Here is a 20,099-nt window from a genome sequence, read left to right on the forward strand (position 1 = left end):
GCATCAGGGGCCTCCCTCAGAGGAACAACAGCTGTAGGGTAACGTCCGGACTTGTATCGAAAACCTTGGCATAGACCTGTTTTATCGTGTCGTTGTAGTAGTACGCATTGACGCTCGACTGTTCCAGGGCCTGCGGGCTCTCCACGTTGTCAAGTGATTCTCCGTCGAGGGTTACCGAGCGTGGCGCTTCGGCGCCGAGCAGGGAGACGAAATAAAAGGGTTCGGCGGGCAGGTAGTGATCGTGCGTGCGCTGGATGCGGATGTCCTGGCCATTCGCGATACCGGTATGGCTGATTTCGCTCAGGCGGTAGGCTTGAGCGGTGGCGTATTGAGTGCTTGAGCCATCATCCAGGTAGAGCGTGTAGGTCGAGTCCTGGCCCGGGTAGATATTGAAGGTCAGTGGATTGACCTCAAGTTGTCCCACCCACTGTTCCAACTGGCGCATCGGCAGGATCGCACCGGCGCGTATGTAGATCGGCACCAAGTCAAGATCCGCATAATAGCCCATGACCAGGGTCCCACCGTCGATCGGTGCATCGAGGGGGAAATCGTCGTCCATGAACGCGTACCACTGCGACCCCGCGGGCAGGTAGATATCGCGCAAGGGTGGACTGGGCGGACTGGCGGTCTCGTGCGGGGTGATGATCGGGGCCACGAGGATATCGCGGCCAACGAAGAACTGATCGTTCAGGTAGTCATAGATCCGCGGGTCCTGCGTCTCGTTGAGGAACAGGGCTCGGGCGATCGGCATACCGGTCTGCGTCGATTGGTATAAGGCGTCGTAGTAGATCTGCAACATCCGATAGCGCAGTTCGACGTACTTCCGGCAATTGCTCGGCACCGGCTCGGCGTAGTTGAAGGGTTCCTGGAACTGCTTGACGTAGCCGTCGTAGTGATTGCGGTACCAGGGCAAAAAGGAACCGAGCTGCATCCAGCGGGTGAACAGTTCGTAATTGGTAATCAAGCCTTCGCCGACACTGCCGTCGCCCGGGCCAAACCCGCCAATGTCGCAGCCCGAAAGCGGGATGCCCGACAGTCCCAGGTTCAGTACCTGCGGCAGGTTGATCTGGAGGAAGTCCCAGCTGGAGGCCGAGTCGCCGGTCCACAATGCCGCGTAGCGCTGCAACCCGGCATAACCGCCGCGGGCGATGATGAAGTTGCGCTGCTGCGGCCGCAATTGGTTGAGCCCGTTATAAGTGGCCTCACTGAGCAAAAGGGCGAAGGCGTTGTGCACTTGAGCGTGCGCCACGCTCTCGCCGAAGCTGGTCACCATCAGGTCCAGGGGCGCGGTCTTCCAGGGCGACAGCACGCGGTTTTCGTTGGGCGGAGGCGCTTCTCCATACGCCGGGTTGCTGTCGGCTGTGTCGTTGGCACTCTGCTGCATCTGCGGTGTGTCATAGTAGGCGTAGATGGCCGGATCGGTCATGTCCTGCCAGACCATCTCCAGTCCGGCGGACAATAGATACTGGTACTGCCGCCCCCACCAGGTACGGACTTCGGGCCGACCAAGATCGGGGTAGTAGCCACCGGAGCCGAGCTGTGTCTCGTGGTTGCTGTTTGCCTGCAAGGGCGGGTAGGAGTAGGGGTTGCTGCCGTAGTTCACGCCGTAGTTTTCTTCCCCGACGAACAACGAGCCGTCCGTTGGCAGGCCGGCGCGGACGTTGCTGAGGAAATAGCCTTGCACCACGCCCTCATCCCGCGTGGGGTAGGGCGCGTCCTCGCCGTTCTCATCGAGGGGGTTGTTGCTGATCATGGCTGTGATGTTGGTGCTGCACTTGAAACCGTTGGCCTTGAGGTTGGAAAACAGCGCGCCCAGTTCAGGGAACTTGATATCACTGCTGGTAAACGTCCGATAGTTGTTCTGCAAGTCGATATCGATGTGCAGCCCGTCGATCGGGATACTGGCGTTGCGGTAGGCGTCGGCCGCCGCGCTGAGTTTTTCCTGGTCGTAATAGCCGTAGCAGCCTTGGTGGTAGCCCAGCGCATATTTCGGAGCCAGCGTCGGCCGCCCCGTCAGTTGGGTGTATTGGTCAACGACCTCTGACGTCTGGTCGCCGAGCATGAAGTAATAGTCGAGCTCACCGTACAAGGCGCCGAAATAGTACATGCCGTCCATGTTGGAGTAATCGTTGGCGCCAATGTTGAAATAGGACTGCGACGGGTTGTCGAAGAACAGCCCGTAGCTGTACGCCGGGCCGGCATTGACGCCCTGCGGGCAGGGGTTGTTCTCGATCAACAAGGGCACGGAGCAGTAAAGCGGCTCGCTGGGGTTGAGCGGCCCGGACTGCTCGCCCTGCGCCAGCGTATCGGACAGGTATTCGAAGTTATCGAAATTGAACTGGGTCAGGCTGAAGCCGTTTTTGGCTAGTTGGGCCCCGGCTTTTTCGCCAAAACCGAAGTAGTAGGCATTCACCGGTGTTTGCTTGAAGTTGGCAATGACTTCATGGCCCGGCAGGTAGACCAGGTTGTAGTAGTGATTGTCATCCGTCGTATCGCTATGCACCAGCTGCGGTCCGCTGCCGTCGTCGCGAAAGACTTGCAGGGCATAGGGTTGCAAATTGATGCGCAGTTGCAGGGCGCCGGTGTCGATCAGTAGAAGATCCTGGGTGTTTTGCAGGATGTTGAGCGTCACCGGGCCGAGATCGCGATTGATCACGGCATATGAATTGTCGGTGTCGTAGCCGGCATTCGCCGCAGGGTTGAAGCGAACGCGGAAACAACGGGGAGACAGGAAGGACAGTTGCAGGCTGACATTGTTGTTCTGTGCGCTCAGCAGAAAGCTGTTGCCGTCCCGCGTGATGGCGCCGACGTTACCGAATGGCGTCCACTGTCCGAGGTTGGGGGTGAAGTCGTTGGTGGTCACGAACTGGTAGGTGCCAGCTGGATCGGTTTGCAGAAAGTCCCTGGCGCCGTTGGCTCTCAGGTAGGCTTTTTGAGTAAGGGGCCGACTCATGATGAAGTTCCTCCGTGGAATGGGTTGAGCGCTGGGATGATGCGCGCGCTCCCCGGAGGCTTTTCACAGGCGCCTCCGGTAGCGTGCTCAAGCCTCTCAGGGGCTCGGCTTTGCCTCCGTGCCGTCGGTGCGGAAATGCGCCAGCTGTTGAAACATCCAACTGAAGTCAGAGCTGGTCGGACCATTGAAAGTCGCCGTTTTGACGCCGTTGGCACCCAGGGTGTAAGCGCTGGCGATACCCGCCGAATAGTGGCAGCCCATGCAGCTTTCAGTGGCGAAGACCTGGTCGGTCACCGCCGGCCCGCCTTCCTCTTCCTGTCCTACGGGCTGGTTGCCCTCCTGGAAATACGTCTCCATGATCGAGTTGGCCAGATAGACCGGTGTCGGCTTGCCGCCGGACTTGTTGTCGATGCTCCCTGGCAAGGTCCCCGGGCCTGGGGTGGTCGGCGGCGCGGCGGGGTCTGTCGGCCATTGGGTGTTGATCAGCTCGTAGTATTGCCAGACCGAACCCACGTCACGCAGCAAGGCCTGGACTTGTCGATTGATCTGCTCGGTGGCGGGGGGAATGGGGATCACCCGGGTCACTTGGGTGCGCAACTGGCCCGTGGCCGGATCCTTGGTCGGCGGATAGCTGTTGACCAGGCAAGTTGCGCAGTCGGGATTGTTGAAGGAGGCTCGCAGGTGCTGCGGCTTGCCATTGACCTGAACGGTCTCGAGTGAGTTGACCTGCAGATTGTCGACGTGCTCGAAGGTTGACCAGCTCCATTGCGGCGAGGTGCCGGTCTTGTGCGCGATGTGCATGCCCACCAGGCCGACCTGTGCATCGTGCCAGCCCTTGCCGTCGTCGTTGAGTATCATCGCGGTGGTGCTGAAATAGCGTTGCGGGATATCACCGGCCGCTTCATCCAGGATACGCCAGGCGAGCTTGATCTCGATCGCGCCGGGTTGCTCGGGACGATTGAATGATCCGGCGGGCATATTCAAGGCATTATGCGTGTTGCTGAAGGCGATCTGCCCATCGAGGTTGTAGAGCTGGTTCTGCACGATGTACTGGGTTTCGGTATCGTTCATCAGTATTTCGTAATGGGCCTGCCGGCCATGCTGGTCCCAAAGCGGATGGGTAAAGGCTTGCCGGGTCTCATTCAGTACAGTCAGTGCCTTGGTGGCGCTGATGATCGACAGAATTCGCTTGCTACGGTCGGTGCTCGTCGCCGCCATCGGCCCCAGGGGCACGCCATGGCGCACCGTCACGGCTTGACGCAGGGGCCGCGCCGCTTGCGTTTCGGTGAGCAACGAGGGCGGTGGCCGACCGTCTTCCTGGAACAGCTCGAACGACTCGCGCCAGCGTGTCCAGGCCGGTGGGCCGAATGCCAGGTCGGTAATGTGTGGCGCAGGCTTACCTTGTTCGCCTGTCGGCCAATTGATTGCCAGGAATTGTTGCCAGGAAAAGATATCGAAGACCCGTTGCACCTGGGCGAACTCGCCATTTTTCGTCAGGGTGCCGATCAGCGCGGGGTCGACGTCCGACGGAATCACCGGGCTCAGGGGGGAAGGTAAGTCCGGGGAGAACACAGGTCCGGTCTGGGCGGCTGCCAGTTGGGTAGCCAACAACAGTCCTGAGAGGGCCAATCCGGCAAGGCCGTTTCGGAGGAACGACGAGCAAGGCTGATGGATCAGACCGCGCCCCATAGCACTGCTAAGGCGATCAACGCTTTCCATAGGTCATATCCTTGACTGGGTGCGCGCAGAAAACTGGAGCACAAGGCGACTCACGGCAGCAGTCCTGCTGCCGTGCTCAAGCGTTCGGAGTTTTGGGCCGCACAAGCGGCTTATGCCCGGATACCCGAGTTCATGTCTTGACGTTGTGATGCGCCTAGCAGGGTTTAGCAGGCGGTTGTGGGAGCGTCAAATGCGAAGTCGCATTTCGACGAAAACGCTATGCCATGAGCGAGGTACCCGTGGCAGCTCATTGAACTTGAGTGACTAAAAAGCGTGCTGGCGTTTTTTTCAACGCATATCCGTTAGCGTATCGATCTCGTCTAATGCCAACGCTGGGGTACGCGGCGGGATCAAACGCTTGCTTGCAGTCGACTCGAACGCCGAAGCCAGGTGAAGCAGCGTTGAATCGTCATAAGCACGACCGGCGAAGGTCAGGCCGACCGGCATGCCGATATCCGCCATGACGCCCATCGGTACCGTGACCGTAGGCACGCCCAGATGGCGGATGGCGAGGTTGCCGTTGGCGACCCAGATACCGTTGCTCCAGGCAATATCCGCCGACTTTGGATTGACATCGGCATCCGCCGGAGCGACGTCGGCCACTGTCGGGAAGAGCACCGCATCGAGTCCCAGGCGATCCATCCACTCCTCAAGATCGATACGACGGGTCTGTTCAAGCCCGCGCAGTCCGTCAGGCAAGGTGCTGATCTCGTTCCACGGGGTAATCCCGCGCTCGGCCATGCGCACATACTCGTCCATGCCGGCGGCCAGGTCGCCTTCGCGGTTGGGCAGGGTGCCGGGGTCGTGGGGGAAAATCTTCGGCCCGTCCACGTCCACCAGGCGGTTCAACGCGGGATCGCCATTGGCCCGCAGGAAATCATCGAAGGCCCAGGCCGACAGTTCCCATAACTCATGGTGCAGGAACTCCTTGGACACCAGGCCGCGGGTGAACACGGTCGGCGTACCCGGACGATCGCCTTCGCAGTTCGAGACCAGCGGGAAATCGACCTCGAGCACCTCGGCACCCGCCGCTTCGAGCGCCTTGCGCGCGGATTCCCAGAGGGCAATCACCGAAGCTCGGGTGTTGATGCGCTGACCTGTCGGGCCACCGATTCCCGGCGCATCGCTGGTGCCGGCTTCAGGATCCGCGTTGATGAACATGCGTGGCACGCCGAAGCGTTTGCCGGCGAGTGCATCGATACCGGCGGCCAGTGCGCCATAGGATTCGGGACGCACCGCGGCCACGCCCGGAATCGGCACCCAGGGCTGCATCCGCCACAGATCACCGCGGGTATCGGGATCCTCCGCCACTACCACGTCGAGTACTTCGAGGAGGTCGGCCATGGTCCTGGCGTAGGGCACGACGACGTCCATGGTCGGGGTCAATGGCCAGTTGCCGCGTACCGAGATCACGCCCCGCGAAGGGGTATAGGCACACAGGCCATTGTTCGAAGCCGGGCCGCGTCCGCTTGACCAGGTTTCTTCAGCGAGGCCGAACGCGGCGAAACTGGCGGCAGTCGCCGTCCCGGCGCCATTCGATGAGCCCGAGGCGAAAGGCGCGGTGAGGTAGTCGGCGTTGTACGGGCTCTCCGCCCGACCGTAGACCCCGCGCTGCATGCCGCCGTTGGCCATGGGCGGCATATTGGTCTTGCCCAGGCAGATCGCGCCACCTGCGCGTAGCCGTTCGATGGTGAACGCATCGCGCTGGGCGACCAGCTTGGCGAAGGCCGGACTACCGGAGGCGGCGGTAAGCCCCTTGACCAGATAACTGTCCTTGGCGGTATAGGGAATACCGTCGAGTGGTCCCAGTGTCTCGCCCTTGGCCCGGCGGGCATCGGACGCCCGGGCTTCGTTGAGGGCCTCGGGGTTGCGGACCACCACCGCGTTGAGGGCGGTAGGCGTATCGGTGCCGTCGTAGGCGTCGATCCTGGCGAGGTAGGCCTGAACCAGTTCAACCGCCGTGGTCTGGCCGGATTCGAGCGCAGCGCGCAGCTGGGCAATGGAAACTTCGGTTACTTCGATCATGTGGTTATCGCCGACTGCGGAGGGGGCGGGGGGGAGTGTTGGTGTCATAGGGGAGCTTGGGTAGCTCAATCAAGCCGATGGACAATGCATCTTAAAAGAAAGGAGGCAGGCCACCAAATTTCGTTGGCGGCGGCCTGTATCCCATGGCTCAGATCCGCGCCAAGGCCTGCGCCAGATCCGCCCGCAGGTCCTCGACGTCCTCGACACCCACCGACAAACGCACCAGCCCATCGCCGATACCGAGTTGCGCGCGGGTGTCCGCGGGGATGCTGGCGTGGGTCATGATCGCCGGGTGCTCGATCAGGCTTTCGACGCCGCCCAGGCTCTCGGCCAGGGCGAAGATCTGCACGCTTTCCAGGAAGCGCTTGGCACCGGCCAGGTCGCTTTTCAGGTCCACGGAAATCATCCCGCCGAAGCCGCGCATCTGCCGCCGCGCCAGTTCGTGCTGCGGGTGTGACGGCAGGCCCGGATAGTAGACCCGTGCCACCTGTGGCTGACGTTCGAGCCAGGTCGCCAGGTCCAGGGCGTTGCTGCAATGGCGCTCCATGCGCAGCGACAGGGTCTTCACGCCACGCAAGGTGAGGAAGGCGTCAAAGGGCCCGGCAATGGCCCCCACCGAGTTTTGCAGAAAGCCCAGGCGTCCGGCGAGTTCGGCGTTTTGCCCGACCACCGCGATGCCGCCGATCACATCGGAGTGGCCGTTGAGGTATTTGGTCGTCGAGTGCACCACGATATCGAAGCCCAGCTCCAGCGGACGCTGGATCCAGGGACTGGCGAAGGTGTTGTCGGCGACGCAGAGGATGTCGCGGTCACGACAGATACGGGCGATGGCGGCGAGGTCCGTGAGGCTCAGCAGGGGGTTGCTCGGCGTCTCGACCCAGACCATCCGCGTATTGTCCTGCAGGGCCGCTTCGAAGGCGCCGAGGTCGGTCAGGTCGACGTAGCTGAAGCGATGCCCGGCACTGCGTTGGCGCACCTTGTCGAACAGGCGGAAGGTGCCGCCGTACAAGTCATTGCCGGAGACCACATGGGCGCCGGCATCAAGCAGTTCGAGCACGGTGGAGATCGCCGCCAGCCCGGAGGCGAAGGCGAAGGCCTGGGTGCCGCCCTCCAGATCCGCCACGCAGCGCTCCAGGGCAAAGCGCGTCGGGTTGTGCGAGCGGCCGTAGTCGAAGCCCTTGTGCACGCCAGGGCTTTCTTGCAGATAGGTGGAGTTGGCGTAGATCGGCGGCATCAGCGCCCCGGTGGTCGGGTCCGGCGCCTGCCCGGCATGAATGACACGGGTGGCGAAGGCGTGGGCGGCGGCGGACTGGTCGTGCTGACTCATGCAAGGGATCTCCGTAGGTGATTGAGCAGGTCGACGCGGGTGATCAGGCCATGAAAGCCCGCGGCGTCGGCGATGATTGCCACCAGCCCGCGAGCCAGCTCGGCCTGCAGTTCCGCCAGGCTGGCGGTGGGGGCCAGGGTTTGCAGTTGGTCGGTCATGACACTGGCCACGCTCAGGCGAAAGTGCGTCGCGTCGTCATGCATGCCCAGCAGGATATCCGATTCGTCGATCACCCCCACCAGTCGTTGGCCGTCCACCAGCACCGGCAGTTGCGAGACGTCCGCCAGGCGCATGCGCTGGAAGGCGGTGAGCAGGGTGTCGTCCGGCCCGACGCTGATCACCCGGCCATCCTCGAAGCGCCGCGCGATCAGGTCGCGCAGGTCGCCGTAGTGCTTGTATTTCAGCAACCCCTGGTCGTTCATCCACTGGTCGTTGTAGACCTTGGACAGGTAACGGGTGCCGGTGTCGCAGACGAAGGTGACGACGCGCTTGGGCTCGGTTTGCTCGCGGCAATAGCGCAGTGCCGCGGCCAGCAGGGTGCCGGTCGAGGAGCCGCCGAGAATGCCTTCGGCGCGCAGCAGCTGGCGGGCGTGATCGAAGCTTTCTTCGTCGCTGATCGAGTAGGCGTGGCGCACGCTGGACAGGTCGGCGATCGAAGGAATGAAGTCTTCGCCGATACCTTCCACGGCCCAGGAGCCGGCGCTGCCGATGGTGCCGCTGCGGCTGTATTCGGCCATCACCGAGCCGACGGGGTCGGCCAGGACCATGTCCAGGTCCGGCTGTACGCGTTGGAAGAAACGGGTCAGTCCGGTCAAGGTGCCGGCCGAACCGACGCCGACGACGATAGCGTCGACATCGTGTTGGGTTTGTGCCCAGATCTCCGGCGCTGTACTGGTTTCATGGGCCAGCGGGTTGGCCGGGTTGTTGAATTGATCGGCGAAGAACGCGTCGGGAATTTCCCTGGCCAGCCGCGCGGCGACATCCTGGTAATACTCGGGATGGCCTTTGCCGACATCGGAACGGGTGATGTGCACCTCGGCGCCCATGGCCTTGAGGTGCAGGACCTTTTCGGTGGACATCTTGTCGGGGACCACCAGCACCACCCGGTAACCCTTGGCCCGGCCCACCAGTGCCAGGCCCAGGCCGGTGTTGCCGGCGGTGGCTTCGACGATGGTCGCGCCGGGGCGCAGGCGCCCGTCGCGCTCGGCCGTATCGATCATCGCCAGGCCGATACGGTCCTTGATCGAGCCGCCAGGGTTCTGTGATTCAAGCTTGAGGAACAACGTGCACGGACCGGTATCGAAGCGGCTGACGCGCACCAGCGGCGTATTGCCGATCAGTTCGAGTACGGCGGGGCGGGAGTTGTTCGGCATGTCGTCACCTCGTTACGCGGGAAGTCCGTATTGGATGGACAGCGGGCTGGGGGAGCGGGTTGCAGATAAAAGGTATCGTTTGGAACATAGGCCGCTATCGCACCAGCCGCAACCGCGGGCGGGCAATTGATGACGTGGGCGCCAGGGACAGGGGCGTCACGCAACAACAATTTACAATTTTTCCGGCGCTGGCTATGATCGCCGGCCGGAGATGGCATTCCTCCGTATCAACCGCTGCTTCTCTTGCAGCTGATGATGCCTGCAGAAACCTGATCAAACAGGTCTGTAGGTGCTCGCGCCCAGAATGCCTCTTTGGTCAGTCCCCATTGACATGCTACGGCTGACCCCCATGCGCAGACTTTCTCAACTCGAACAACTCCAACTGCTGCCCTACATCGCCAAATGGTTGTTGTTAGCCAGTGCCGTCGCTGTACCGGCGGGCACGGCCTCGGCTTTTTTCCTGTTTTCCCTGGACCATGTGACCCAGTGGCGTGAGGCCCATGGCTGGGCCATCTGGCTGCTGCCGCTGGCGGGTTTTGCCGTCGGGCTGATTTATCACTGGTTGGGAAAACCGGTCGATGCCGGCAACAATCTGATCATTGACGAGATTCACGATCCCCGGAAAACCGTGCCGTTGCGCATGGTGCCGCTGGTGCTGGGCGGCACCCTGGTGTCCCATATGTTCGGCGCCTCCGTGGGCCGTGAAGGGACCGCCGTGCAAATGGGCGGTGCACTGGCCGACCAATTGACGCGCCTGCTGCGACTGCGCCGGGAAGATCGGCGCATCATGCTGATGGCCGGTATCAGCGCCGGTTTTGCCTCGGTATTCGGCACACCTCTGGCGGGAGCGATTTTCGGCCTGGAGGTGCTGGCCATCGGGCGCATGCGTTATGACGCACTATTGCCCTGCATGGTCGCCGCCATCGTCGCCGATCAGGTGGGCCTGGCTTGGGGTGTAGTGCATGTGCATTACGCCATTGGCGAGGTGGCGCCCGTGCAATTCTGGAGCATGATGGCGGTCGTCGCGGCCGGTATCCTGTTCGGCCTGGCCGGCCTGCTGTTTGCCACCGCGACTCATCGACTGGGCGCCTGGGTGAAGAAGCTGATCGCCTATCCGCCCCTGCGCCCCCTGGTCGGTGGCACGCTGATCGCCATCGCCGTCTGGGTATTGGATGCTCATCAGTACATCGGGCTCGGCATTCCCAGTATCGTGCAGTCATTTCAGGTGCCCATGGCACCTTGGGACTGGCTCGGCAAACTGCTCTTCACCGTGCTGTCGTTGGGCACGGGCTTCAAGGGCGGCGAGGTCACCCCGTTGTTCTACATCGGCGCGACCTTGGGCAATGCTCTCGCGCCGTTGTTGCACCTGCCCTTCGCCATGTTGGCGGGTATCGGTTTTGTCGCCGTCTTTGCTGGTGCGGCCAACACCCCGTTGGCAACCATCATCATGGCCATGGAACTGTTTGGTCCGCAGATCGCGCCGTTTGCCGCCATCGCCTGTATCGCCAGCTACCTGGTGTCCGGTCACGCCGGTATCTATAACGCCCAACGGGTCGGACAGAACAAACATCAGGCCCATTTGCCCGAAGAGCTGAGGTTGGGCGAGGTGAAGCAGTACCGGGCGCAAAAACTGTCGACCAAGGCAAAAGTGGAACCCAGGGACTAAAGGCGCATTCCGATTGCCGCTGACCTGGAGCCGGCCAGGGTGTTGTTCTATTGTCAGTTACCGCTGCCGGCCCCATCGTCAGGGCCTGACCGGGATTATCAGCAGAGGAATGCCAATGAAAGTTCATTTCGTCGTTCACGAAGCCTTCGAGTCACCGGGGGCCTATGAAACCTGGGTCGAAGAGCGCGGCTACGAGGCCAGCTATTCGCGTGTTTATGAGCGCCATGCTTTCCCTGACGTGGATAACATCGATCTGCTGGTGGTGCTGGGCGGTCCCCAGTCACCGGCCACCACCGTGCAAGAGTGTCCGTACTTCGACGCCGCCGCCGAATGTCAGTTGATCGCCAAGGCTGTCGCGGCGCAAAAGGCCGTGGTGGGTGTCTGCCTCGGTGCCCAGTTGCTCGGCGAGGCGCTGGGGGCGAGGTTCGCGCACAGCCCCGAGAAGGAGATCGGCAAGTACCCGATCAGCCTCACCGCGGTGGGAAAGGGCAACGACAAGATCGCTCATTTCGGCGATCTCCTCGGCGTCGGACATTGGCACAACGACATGCCCGGCCTCACCGAGAACGCCAAGATCCTGGCCTTTAGCGAAGGTTGTCCTCGGCAGATCATCGAATACGGCCCGCTGGTGTATGGCTTCCAATGCCATATGGAATTCACCTTGGACGTCGTGGAGCGGCTTATCGGCGCGTCCGAGAGCGAATTGGCGACATCGATTGGCTGCCGTTTCGTCCAGCAGCCGGCTGCTCTTCGCGCGAATGACTATGCGCAAATGAACCAGAAGCTCTTTGGGTTTCTGGACAAACTGATGGCGCAATACTCGTTGCGCTGAGGTGATACTTCATCACGCACCACCGCCGATGCCCCAGGCATGCCATGCGCATTTTGTCCGAAACCGTCTGTGCGCGGCCGCGCAAACCTATCCGCCGGTGGGGTCAACCGCCATCGGCGGCGCTGGCGCTGGCCATCTGCTGGGGTTTGCAGTTGAGGTAGGTCGAAGACTTCAGCCAGTGCCGGTCGGGGTACCAGACAAACATGAACTGGCCGTCCTTGAGCTTGTCGACCACCTGCCGCGCGACTTGCGGGCGTACGGCGGGGCAGCCCTGGCTGCGGCCGAGACGGCCCTCGCGCTTGCTCCACAGCGGGCTGACGTAGTCGGCTGCGTGAATCACGATGTCGCGGTCGCGGGCGCGGTCGTTGAAGCCCGGCTCCAGGCCGTCCATGCGCAGCGAATAGCCATGGGTGCCCTCATAGCTTTCCTGGGTGCGGAACAGGCCCAGGCTGGATTGATAACTGCCGATCTGATTGGAGAACTGGGTGGCGAAGTTTTCCCCGGAGTTCTGCCCGTGGGCCACCAGGTCGCGCAGCACCAGGGTCTTCTTGCGCAGGTCGAAGATCCACAGGCGCCGCGTTGTCGAGGGTTGCGAGTAGTCGATCACCGCCAGACGCTCGGCTTGTTCGAGGCCACTGTTGATCGCGCATTGCATGGCGCTCAGGGCGTTTTTCAGTACCCGGGGGTTGAGTTCCGGCGCCGCGTGCGCGAGTCTTCGGTACAGTGTCGGTTCAGGGCCGCTGGCGGCCAGGGTAGAACTGCATGGCGCGGCCAGGGTCAAAATGATCAGGCAGAGTCGATAGCAAGAAGTCAGCATGTAGAGAGTGCCTCGGCCGTCAGTACAGGCTCGCGCATCCCGTCGGTCCTTGGGCAGCGTGGTCGCAGGCTGCCTGAAGGTTTTCGCCTCTGCCGCAGCTGTAGACCATCAATGCGACGATCGTGGATTGGAGTCAAGCCGTTGTTCAAAAAACACGCATGTTACTTGAGCATGTGCCTGCTTATGGCACCACTGGTCGCGACGGCCGAGGATCTGCTCAGCAATCCGCCCAGCCCCTTGCCATCGATTATGGCGCAGTTGTCGACCACCTGCCCGGGCCTGGCGGGACAACTGGACGCGCCGACCCAGCTGCGCTTGCAGGTGTTTTACCAGCAGCAGAAAGAGGCGCTCGTGTGGTCCGCCCGCGGTCGTCTGGCGGCGTTGCAGGCCCAACTGCGGTTGTTGGCCGATGATGGCCTGGATCCGGCGCGTTACCCGTTGCCGCAGGACACGGCGGGTGGCAACACCTTGTGTAGCGATATCGAGATCAGCCGGCAGTATTTGCAAGCCTTGCAGGACCTGCACTCCGGACGCTTGCAGCAGGCCCGCTTCGAACCGCTCTGGCAGGCACAGCCGCCGACGCGGGACGTGGACACCGAGTTACTGACCTTGGCGGCGACAGGGTTGCAGGATATGGCCCTGGCGTTCGATCAGGCGCGACCGAATGTCGAGTTGTACCGCAGCCTGCGTCGCGCTTACGCGGCGCGGCGCCAGGAGCCATTGGCGCATTGGCCGGCGATCGGCGGCGGGCCCTTGCTGCGCCCAGGCATGGAGGACGCGCGGGTGCCGGCATTGGCCCAGCGATTGCTCGCCGAGGGCTATCTGGAGAGTCCGCCCGCCGGGCCGGAAAAGACCTACGGCGAGGAACTGAGCCACGCGGTCGAGCACTTCCAGCGCAGCCATTCGCTGCAGGCTGATGGGGTGATCGGTCCGGGCACCCTGACCGAACTGAATATCAGCCCGGCGCTACGGCGCGAGCAGTTGCGCATCAACCTCGAACGTTTTCGCTGGCTGGCCCCGGACCTGGCGCCGGAGGGGGTGCTGGTCAATGTCGCGGCGGCCCAGCTGAGTGTCTACCATGACGGCGCACCGGTGTGGCAGACGCGCCTGCAGGTGGGACGTGCCGATCGACAGACGCCGTTGTTGAAGTCGCGGGTCACCCGGCTGACCCTGAACCCGACCTGGACCGTGCCGCCGACCATCATGCGTGAGGACAAGCTGCCGGCTATCCGTCAGAATCCGACCTACCTGAGCCAACAGAACCTGCAGATACTGGATAGCGAAGGCCATCCGCTGGCGGCGGAGGCCATCGACTGGGAGCGGCCTGGCAATATCATGCTGCGCCAGGATGCCGGTCCGCGGAATCCGCTGGGCAAGATCGTCCTGCGTTTCCCCAATCCCTTTTCCGTGTACCTGCACGACACCCCCAGCCAGCCGTTGTTTGCCAAGGGCCCGCGGGCCTTCAGCTCGGGCTGCGTGCGGGTCGAGCAACCGCTGCACCTGCGCGACCTGTTGCTGACCGCGGCGGAACGTACGCGGACCGACGAATTGCTGGCCAGCGGCACCACCCACGAATACCGGCTTGCGGTGCCGGTGCCGATCCTGCTCGGTTACTGGACAGTGCAGGTCGATAGCAGTGGAGCCTTGCTGTATGCGCCGGATATCTATGGGCATGACCCGCTGCTGCTGAAGGCGCTGGGCGGCGCGACGAGTACGTTGAGTACTGTTCGCGCTGATTGAGGTTGGAGGGGATCTCGTTGACCCGCATCAGCTGATGCGGGTTTTCTCGCCGGTGACGAGCGTTTCAGGTTCGTCGTGAATCAGAACTTGTAGGTAAAGCCCAGGCCATAGCCCCACGCGCTGTTTTCGTACTGCGCGCTGTAGGAGCCTTTTTGCGGGTTGTTCAGGTTGACGTTGACGTCTTCTTCCTTGAGGTAGGAGATGGCGAGGTCGATGGTCAGGTCGTCGGTGGGGCTGTAGCCGGCACCGACGCTGATGATCCGGCGATCACCTGTCGGGATTCGCACGGAACGATCGGTGTTGTTGGTCGGTGCCTGGTCGACCGACAAGCCACTGCGCAGGACCCATTGTTTGTTGACCTGGTAGGCCACGCCGATGGCCGAGGCCCAGGTATCGTGCCAGTTCTGGGGTTCGGTGATGCTGGTGAGCTGGCTGGCGAGGGGGCCGGTCACGCCCTGGTTGTTGATGGTGATGTTTTGCAGGCGGCTCCAGCGGGTCCAGGTGGCACCGCCATAAACAGTCCACTGATCATCCAGTTTCTGGGTGATCGAGAGGTCCACGTTCTCTGGCGTGGTGATATCCAGGGAGGTCTTGTAGCGAGCGTTGGGAATATTGAAACCTGTGAGGCCGGTAGAGCTGGTGTGGCCGTCCAGCGAGTAGCTGACCTTGGAATGGTAGGTCAGGCCGAGGCGGGTGGTGTCAGTCGGTTGGACAATCACACCGATGTTGTAGCCCACCGCCGTGTCGTCGCCCTTGACGTCGACAAAGCCGTTACCGATGGGCAGCGTGGAGCTCAGCTCGCCGCTGATACGGTTGAAGGTCGGACCGAAGCCGATGGAAACCACGTCGTTGATGGCGTAGCTGACCGTCGGTTGCAGGGTGACAACCTTGACTTCACTCTTCTGACCGTAATTGCTGCCGGCAAAACCGCTTTCATAATCGGTGATCAGGCCGAAAGGCGCATAGGCTCCCAGGCCCACGGCCCAGCCGTTACCCAGCTGTTTGACGAAGAAAGCATTGGGTACGGAGGTGAACGGCACCATATCGCCATCGTTGCTGCCGCCTGATCGACCGCCGCTGACGTGCTTGATATCGGTCTTGGCATCAAGCGCCGCGACACCGGCGGTCACCTGGTCGCGCTTGAGCAGGGACATGCCGGCAGGGTTGCCGTAGATGGTGCTGGCATCCTCGACAGAAGAGGAGCGACCGGCATAGCCGGTACCCATCCCGCTGATGCTCTGTTCGTTGATGGTGAGACCGCTTGCGAAAAGCTGGGTGGAGGCGAGGCTGACGGCAAGGCTGAGTGTGGTCTTGAGTATGGCTTTTTTCATTATTAGAACTCTGGGGTAATCGCGTGCGGCGCAAATTACCAATGTTTCAGTTCTGTTGCCATAGCCTGTATCGCTTGAGATAGAGCGCTTTGTAGGGCAATCCGACGAGAATCGGCCTGTTTTTCAGATAATGCGCATTGGTGATGACGGGCGATTTAAGTGACTGATGAGTCCGAGCATTTCCAGGCGCGAGCGAAGTCTTTTTTATCGCCCTGAGGACGTAGGCGCAGAACAGGCTAGGCCCGCAGAAAGTGGCTGGCAATGGTTCCGGACCAGATCGGTTCAACCGAGCCGGTCAGGATAACGCCGCCGACGCCATCCCATTTCACCTGCACCGTTCCACCGTCGCATTGCACTTCGACAGTATCGTCCAGGAGGCCACGACGAATCCCGCCAACGACCGCCCCGCAACAGCAAGAACCCGAACCCAGCGCGATACCGCCGCCACGTTCCCAGATTCGCAAGCGGATATGGCCGCGGTCGATGACCTGGACGAAATGCACATTGGTTTTTTTGGGGAAAAGCGGATCGGTTTCGACCGTGGGGCCAATAGCCGCCACATCGACCGTTGCGAGATCCTCGACAAAGAAGGTGCAATGCGGATTGCCCATGCTGCAAGCCGTGGGGCTCGCGGGCAGTGGCAATCGATTCGTGTCCGCTTCCTCTGCGAGCGGGATCTCCCGCCAATCGAGCAGGGGCTTGCCCATATCCACCGACACCCGCTGACCAGCCTCGCGTACGCAGGTCAGCAAGCCGCGTGGGGTTCTGAGCCGCACTGAAGCGCTATTGGCTTCACGCATCAACATGTCCGCAACGCCACGAGTCGCGCTGCCACAGGTATCGAGCCTGGAACCATCCGGGTTCCAGAACAGCAAGCGTGCCGCCGCATCCTCACAGTCCAGCACCACGGCCAACTGATTGAAGCCGATACCGCGATTCCGATCACCCAGGCGCCGGGCCACCTCACTCGTGATCGGATCGATCTTGCCGCGCAGGTCGACAATGACGAAGTCGTCGCCGTGGGCATGCATCTTTACGCAACTCAACGTCATGCGCGGTCCTGTTATTCTCGCCTTACTTCAACTTGGGCATATTGATGATGGATCTGATAAAGGCCTCGTCGGGGCTGCCCATCAGTTCGGAGACATACCACTGGCCTTTGACTTGCCTGAAACCTATACGGATGCCGACCAGTTGCCCGTCATCACGTTCGATCAGATAAGCCCGGTTTTCAAAGATTTCGCCTTTTGTTTCTTTGGGGCCCAAGTGTACTTTGTATATGTCATGTTTCCCGATCCAGGCGGACAGTGCGGTTTGGCTTTTGGAAATCAGATCTTTTTCTTTGGTTTGCCACGGGTCGAAGTGTCCGGAAAAGACTTTGTCCCAGCAACCCTCCGCCAGTTTGTCTTTAATACATTGGACGTATTGGTTTTCGAACTCGTCTTTGTAGGCAATGGCATCATTGGAGTAGGCGGAACTTGCCGTGGCCAGGAGGGACAGGCAAAAAACAGCTTTCTTGAGCATTCTGATCTCATCTTGGATGTAGGGTTTGGCCTGGCGGCTCAGCCCTGTATTGCTTAGCCATCGGCATTCGCGTTCGCGCTTGCAGCCGCCCGTGGCTCAGGTGTCTTGGTCCTACAGTACCTCACCCGGTTCCGGAGTGGATAGTCGGCTTGCGAAGCCCGTGACGAGCGCGCGCCAGGCGCGATGCCACGGGGTTGGGTGGAAGGGGGCGGTCAGGCCGCGTTGGCTTCTTTCTTCAGGCTGTTCATATCAATCACGAAGCGATATTTGACGTCGCCCTTGAGCATGCGGCCATAGGCTTCGTTGATGTCCTGGATATCGATCATCTCGATATCCGAGACCAGTCCGTGCCTGGCGCAGAAGTCCAGCATGTCCTGGGTTTCCTGGATGCCGCCGATCAGCGAACCGGCCAGGCTGCGGCGCTTGAAGATCAGGTTGAACACCGACGGCGAAGGGTGCGGGCTGTCCGGGGCGCCGACCAGGGTCATGGTGCCGTCGCGCTTGAGCAGTGCAAGGAAGGCGTCCAGGTCGTGGGGGGCGGCCACGGTGTTGAGGATAAAATCCAGGCTGTTGGCGAACTTGGCCATTTCATCCGCGTTCCTCGACACCACGACCTCATTGGCGCCCAGGCGCAGGCCATCTTCGCGTTTGTTCGGCGAGGTGGTGAACAGCACCACATGCGCGCCCATGGCATGGGCGATTTTCACCGCCATGTGCCCCAGGCCGCCGAGACCGACCACGCCGACCTTTTTTCCGGGGCCGACTTGCCAATGTTGCAGTGGCGAATAGGTGGTGATGCCGGCACACAGCAGCGGCGCGACCGCCGCCAGGTTGGCCTCGCCGTGGGAGATGCGCAGGACGAACTTTTCCTTGACGACGATATTGTCCGAATAGCCGCCGAAGGTATTTTCACCGCCAAACACCGGGCCGTTATAGGTGCCGGTGAAACCGTTCTCGCAGTATTGCTCTTCACCTTCGGCGCAGGACGCACAATGCTGGCAGCTGTCGACCATGCAACCGACGCCGGCCAGGTCGCCGACCTTGAATTTGCTGACATTGGCGCCGACCGCGGTGACCCGGCCGACGATCTCATGTCCCGGTACCGAGGGGTACAGGGTGTTATGCCATTCGTTGCGCACGGTGTGCAGGTCGGAATGGCAGACGCCGCAGTAGAGGATCTCGATCTGCACATCGTCGGTGCCGGGAGCGCGTCGTTCGAAGGTGAAAGGTTTGAGTGAGTCCTTGGGATTTTGGGCCGCGTAGCTATAAGTCTTGGTCATGGCATCGTCACCTTGGGTTGCATGGGACAGGAAAGAACTTGACCAGCATAGCCACTGAATCGTTCAAGCGGATGACGATCCCAAGACAGGGGGCGTGCCCGACTATTCGTGCGCGCCCCCCGATGGGTTTCAGCCCAGCCAGATGGACAGTTCGACGTCCTCGGCGAAGGGCGTGGAGAGGAAACCCTCGGCGGGATTGCGCACGCGTGCCAGGTAGTCGGGGCTATGGTCGGCGTTGTCGGCAACGATCAGCGCACCCGGCCGCAGGCGACTCAGCAGCAGGCCGAGGATTTCGGGATAGAGCGCCTTGGCACCGTCGAGAAGGACCAGGTCGATGCAGTCCGGGAGGTCGACCGCCAGGGTCTGCAGGGCGTCTCCCTGACGAATCTCCACCAGGTCGAACAGCTCGCCGGCTATCAGGTTGGCCCGTGCGCGTAGCACCTTGGACGGTTCGAATTCGCTGCTGATCAAGCGCCCGCCGCCATTGTCGCGCAGGGCGGCGGCCAGGTGCAGGGTGGAGAGGCCGAACGAGGTGCCGAACTCGACAATCGTCCGTGCCGTGCAGCTGCGCGCCAGCATATACAGGAGTGTCCCGGTCTCCCGCGAGACCGCCAGTGGAAAGTCCTTCAGGCGTGTATAGAAGTCGAGGTAGTCGGTCTTGCTGCGCATCAGGCGCACGCGCTCCTCTTCCGAGATATTGCCGGCGGCAGCGGCGAGGGTCGGCCACGTTGCATCGGCTTCGGCGAACAGGCGGTCCAGCAGGGGCGCGAGGGGGGCTTGGGTCAAGGTTGTCATGGGGTTTTCCCGGTGAGTTCAATGAGGGTTTATAATGCGAATAAACCTTCATGTTTTCTATTCGCATTGCGAGCCAGCCCCATGACCGATCGCCCAAGTACGCGGATTGCCTCACGCAAACAGCCCAAGCAGGCCCGCTCCAATGACCTTGTCGAATCGATTCTGCAGGCGGCTGTTCAGGTTTTGGCAAGGGAGGGCATGCGCCGCTTTACCACGACACGGGTCGCTGAGCGGGCCGGGGTCAGTGTCGGATCGGTGTATCAGTATTTCCCGAACAAGGCGGCGATCCTCTTCCGTCTGCAGAGCGATGAGTGGCGTGAGACCACTGAGATGCTGCGCGGCATTCTGCAAGACGCGCGCAACCCGCCCCTGCAACGGCTGCGTCTGCTCGTACAGGCCTTTATCCGCTCCGAGTGCGATGAGGCCGAGCTCCGTGTGGCACTCGATGACGCCGCGCCGTTTTATCGCGACGCACCCGAGGCGCGCGAGGTGAGGGCGGCGGGCGAGCAGATTGTCGAGGTGTTTATGCGCGAAGTACTGCCCGATGCCAGCGACGCGATCCGTGCCGTGGCCGGCGATCTGATCAAAGTGACGCTCAGTTCGGTGGGCAAGCAGTTTTCGGAAAGTCCACGAACCCCCGCGCAGATCGAAACCTACGCGGAGGCCATGGCCGATATGTTTTGCGCCTACCTGCGAGGTCTCGGACACGCTTGAGCG

At 61.7% G+C, this 20,099-nt stretch carries 15 protein-coding genes and 1 riboswitch; of the genes, 4 read left to right on the forward strand and 11 right to left on the reverse strand.

Annotated features, from left to right (window positions below):
• Positions 1 to 16: 16 nt before the first annotated feature.
• The 5 genes from M5B96_RS05470 to M5B96_RS05490 form a co-directional block, all read right to left on the reverse strand.
• On the reverse strand, positions 17 to 2,953 hold the full coding sequence (locus M5B96_RS05470) for a TIM-barrel domain-containing protein (protein WP_248795615.1): 2,937 nt from the start codon (positions 2,951 to 2,953) through the stop codon (positions 17 to 19).
• A gap of 96 nt (positions 2,954 to 3,049) precedes the next feature.
• Positions 3,050 to 4,561 (reverse strand): hypothetical protein, encoded by a 1,512-nt coding sequence (locus M5B96_RS05475; RefSeq protein ID WP_248795616.1) that lies wholly within the window; start codon positions 4,559 to 4,561, stop codon positions 3,050 to 3,052.
• Between the two features lie 399 nt (positions 4,562 to 4,960).
• On the reverse strand, positions 4,961 to 6,697 hold the full coding sequence (locus M5B96_RS05480; RefSeq protein ID WP_248795617.1) for an amidase: 1,737 nt from the start codon (positions 6,695 to 6,697) through the stop codon (positions 4,961 to 4,963).
• Between the two features lie 148 nt (positions 6,698 to 6,845).
• Complete coding sequence (locus M5B96_RS05485) at positions 6,846 to 8,024, reverse strand: cystathionine gamma-synthase (RefSeq protein WP_248795619.1); 1,179 nt, start codon at positions 8,022 to 8,024, stop codon at positions 6,846 to 6,848.
• On the reverse strand, positions 8,021 to 9,397 hold the full coding sequence (locus M5B96_RS05490) for a pyridoxal-phosphate dependent enzyme (protein WP_248795621.1): 1,377 nt from the start codon (positions 9,395 to 9,397) through the stop codon (positions 8,021 to 8,023). The genes M5B96_RS05485 and M5B96_RS05490 overlap by 4 nt, the downstream gene beginning before the upstream one ends.
• A gap of 198 nt (positions 9,398 to 9,595) precedes the next feature.
• A riboswitch (Fluoride riboswitch) is annotated at positions 9,596 to 9,666 on the forward strand.
• Positions 9,667 to 9,746: 80 nt separating this feature from the next.
• On the opposite strand from M5B96_RS05490, the gene M5B96_RS05495 reads away from it, so the two are divergent.
• Together M5B96_RS05495 and M5B96_RS05500 are read left to right on the forward strand one after the other, a co-directional pair.
• On the forward strand, positions 9,747 to 11,063 hold the full coding sequence (locus M5B96_RS05495; RefSeq protein ID WP_248795623.1) for a voltage-gated chloride channel family protein: 1,317 nt from the start codon (positions 9,747 to 9,749) through the stop codon (positions 11,061 to 11,063).
• 13 nt (positions 11,064 to 11,076) lie between these two features.
• The gene (locus tag M5B96_RS05500) at positions 11,077 to 11,895 is read left to right on the forward strand and encodes a glutamine amidotransferase-related protein (RefSeq protein ID WP_248795625.1); all 819 of its coding nucleotides are present in this window, start codon (positions 11,077 to 11,079) and stop codon (positions 11,893 to 11,895) included.
• A gap of 103 nt (positions 11,896 to 11,998) precedes the next feature.
• On the opposite strand, the gene M5B96_RS05505 is transcribed toward M5B96_RS05500, so the two are convergent.
• Positions 11,999 to 12,712, reverse strand: coding sequence for a murein L,D-transpeptidase catalytic domain family protein (locus tag M5B96_RS05505; RefSeq protein WP_248795626.1), 714 nt, complete (start codon positions 12,710 to 12,712; stop codon positions 11,999 to 12,001).
• Positions 12,713 to 12,853: 141 nt separating this feature from the next.
• Here M5B96_RS05505 and M5B96_RS05510 point away from each other — a divergent pair, with 141 nt between their 5' ends.
• A complete protein-coding gene (locus M5B96_RS05510; RefSeq protein WP_248795629.1) occupies positions 12,854 to 14,452 on the forward strand; it encodes a L,D-transpeptidase family protein in 1,599 nt (532 codons plus the stop codon).
• 80 nt (positions 14,453 to 14,532) lie between these two features.
• Here the strand turns inward: M5B96_RS05510 and M5B96_RS05515 are convergent, their stop codons facing one another.
• The 5 genes from M5B96_RS05515 to M5B96_RS05535 all read right to left on the reverse strand — a co-directional run bounded on the left by M5B96_RS05515 (position 14,533) and on the right by M5B96_RS05535 (position 19,382).
• Complete coding sequence (locus M5B96_RS05515) at positions 14,533 to 15,783, reverse strand: OmpP1/FadL family transporter (RefSeq protein WP_248795631.1); 1,251 nt, start codon at positions 15,781 to 15,783, stop codon at positions 14,533 to 14,535.
• Positions 15,784 to 16,019: 236 nt separating this feature from the next.
• Positions 16,020 to 16,835 (reverse strand): diaminopimelate epimerase, encoded by an 816-nt coding sequence (gene dapF, locus M5B96_RS05520; RefSeq protein ID WP_248795633.1) that lies wholly within the window; start codon positions 16,833 to 16,835, stop codon positions 16,020 to 16,022.
• 22 nt (positions 16,836 to 16,857) lie between these two features.
• On the reverse strand, positions 16,858 to 17,307 hold the full coding sequence (locus M5B96_RS05525; RefSeq protein WP_248795635.1) for a hypothetical protein: 450 nt from the start codon (positions 17,305 to 17,307) through the stop codon (positions 16,858 to 16,860).
• 212 nt (positions 17,308 to 17,519) lie between these two features.
• Entirely contained in the window at positions 17,520 to 18,587 is a 1,068-nt protein-coding gene (locus tag M5B96_RS05530) for an NAD(P)-dependent alcohol dehydrogenase (RefSeq protein ID WP_248795637.1), read from the reverse strand.
• 129 nt (positions 18,588 to 18,716) lie between these two features.
• Positions 18,717 to 19,382, reverse strand: coding sequence for an O-methyltransferase (locus M5B96_RS05535; RefSeq protein ID WP_248795638.1), 666 nt, complete (start codon positions 19,380 to 19,382; stop codon positions 18,717 to 18,719).
• Positions 19,383 to 19,463: 81 nt separating this feature from the next.
• Here M5B96_RS05535 and M5B96_RS05540 point away from each other — a divergent pair, with 81 nt between their 5' ends.
• Positions 19,464 to 20,096, forward strand: a complete 633-nt coding sequence (locus M5B96_RS05540; protein WP_248795640.1) for a TetR family transcriptional regulator — start codon at positions 19,464 to 19,466, stop codon at positions 20,094 to 20,096.
• Positions 20,097 to 20,099 lie beyond the last annotated feature (3 nt).

It is taken from the genome of Pseudomonas sp. MWU13-2105 (genome assembly GCF_023242315.1).
GTDB lineage: Bacteria > Pseudomonadota > Gammaproteobacteria > Pseudomonadales > Pseudomonadaceae > Aquipseudomonas.

Coding starts and splice junctions, on each gene's coding strand:
- M5B96_RS05490 (WP_248795621.1), bottom strand. CDS start 9,397: ATGCCGAACAACTCCCGCCCCGCCGTACTCGAACTGATCGGCAATACG.
- M5B96_RS05485 (WP_248795619.1), bottom strand. CDS start 8,024: ATGAGTCAGCACGACCAGTCCGCCGCCGCCCACGCCTTCGCCACCCGT.
- M5B96_RS05505 (WP_248795626.1), bottom strand. CDS start 12,712: ATGCTGACTTCTTGCTATCGACTCTGCCTGATCATTTTGACCCTGGCC.
- M5B96_RS05480 (WP_248795617.1), bottom strand. CDS start 6,697: ATGATCGAAGTAACCGAAGTTTCCATTGCCCAGCTGCGCGCTGCGCTC.
- dapF (WP_248795633.1), bottom strand. CDS start 16,835: ATGACGTTGAGTTGCGTAAAGATGCATGCCCACGGCGACGACTTCGTC.
- M5B96_RS05530 (WP_248795637.1), bottom strand. CDS start 18,587: ATGACCAAGACTTATAGCTACGCGGCCCAAAATCCCAAGGACTCACTC.
- M5B96_RS05535 (WP_248795638.1), bottom strand. CDS start 19,382: ATGACAACCTTGACCCAAGCCCCCCTCGCGCCCCTGCTGGACCGCCTG.
- M5B96_RS05470 (WP_248795615.1), bottom strand. CDS start 2,953: ATGAGTCGGCCCCTTACTCAAAAAGCCTACCTGAGAGCCAACGGCGCC.
- M5B96_RS05515 (WP_248795631.1), bottom strand. CDS start 15,783: ATGAAAAAAGCCATACTCAAGACCACACTCAGCCTTGCCGTCAGCCTC.
- M5B96_RS05525 (WP_248795635.1), bottom strand. CDS start 17,307: ATGCTCAAGAAAGCTGTTTTTTGCCTGTCCCTCCTGGCCACGGCAAGT.
- M5B96_RS05540 (WP_248795640.1), top strand. CDS start 19,464: ATGACCGATCGCCCAAGTACGCGGATTGCCTCACGCAAACAGCCCAAG.
- M5B96_RS05495 (WP_248795623.1), top strand. CDS start 9,747: ATGCGCAGACTTTCTCAACTCGAACAACTCCAACTGCTGCCCTACATC.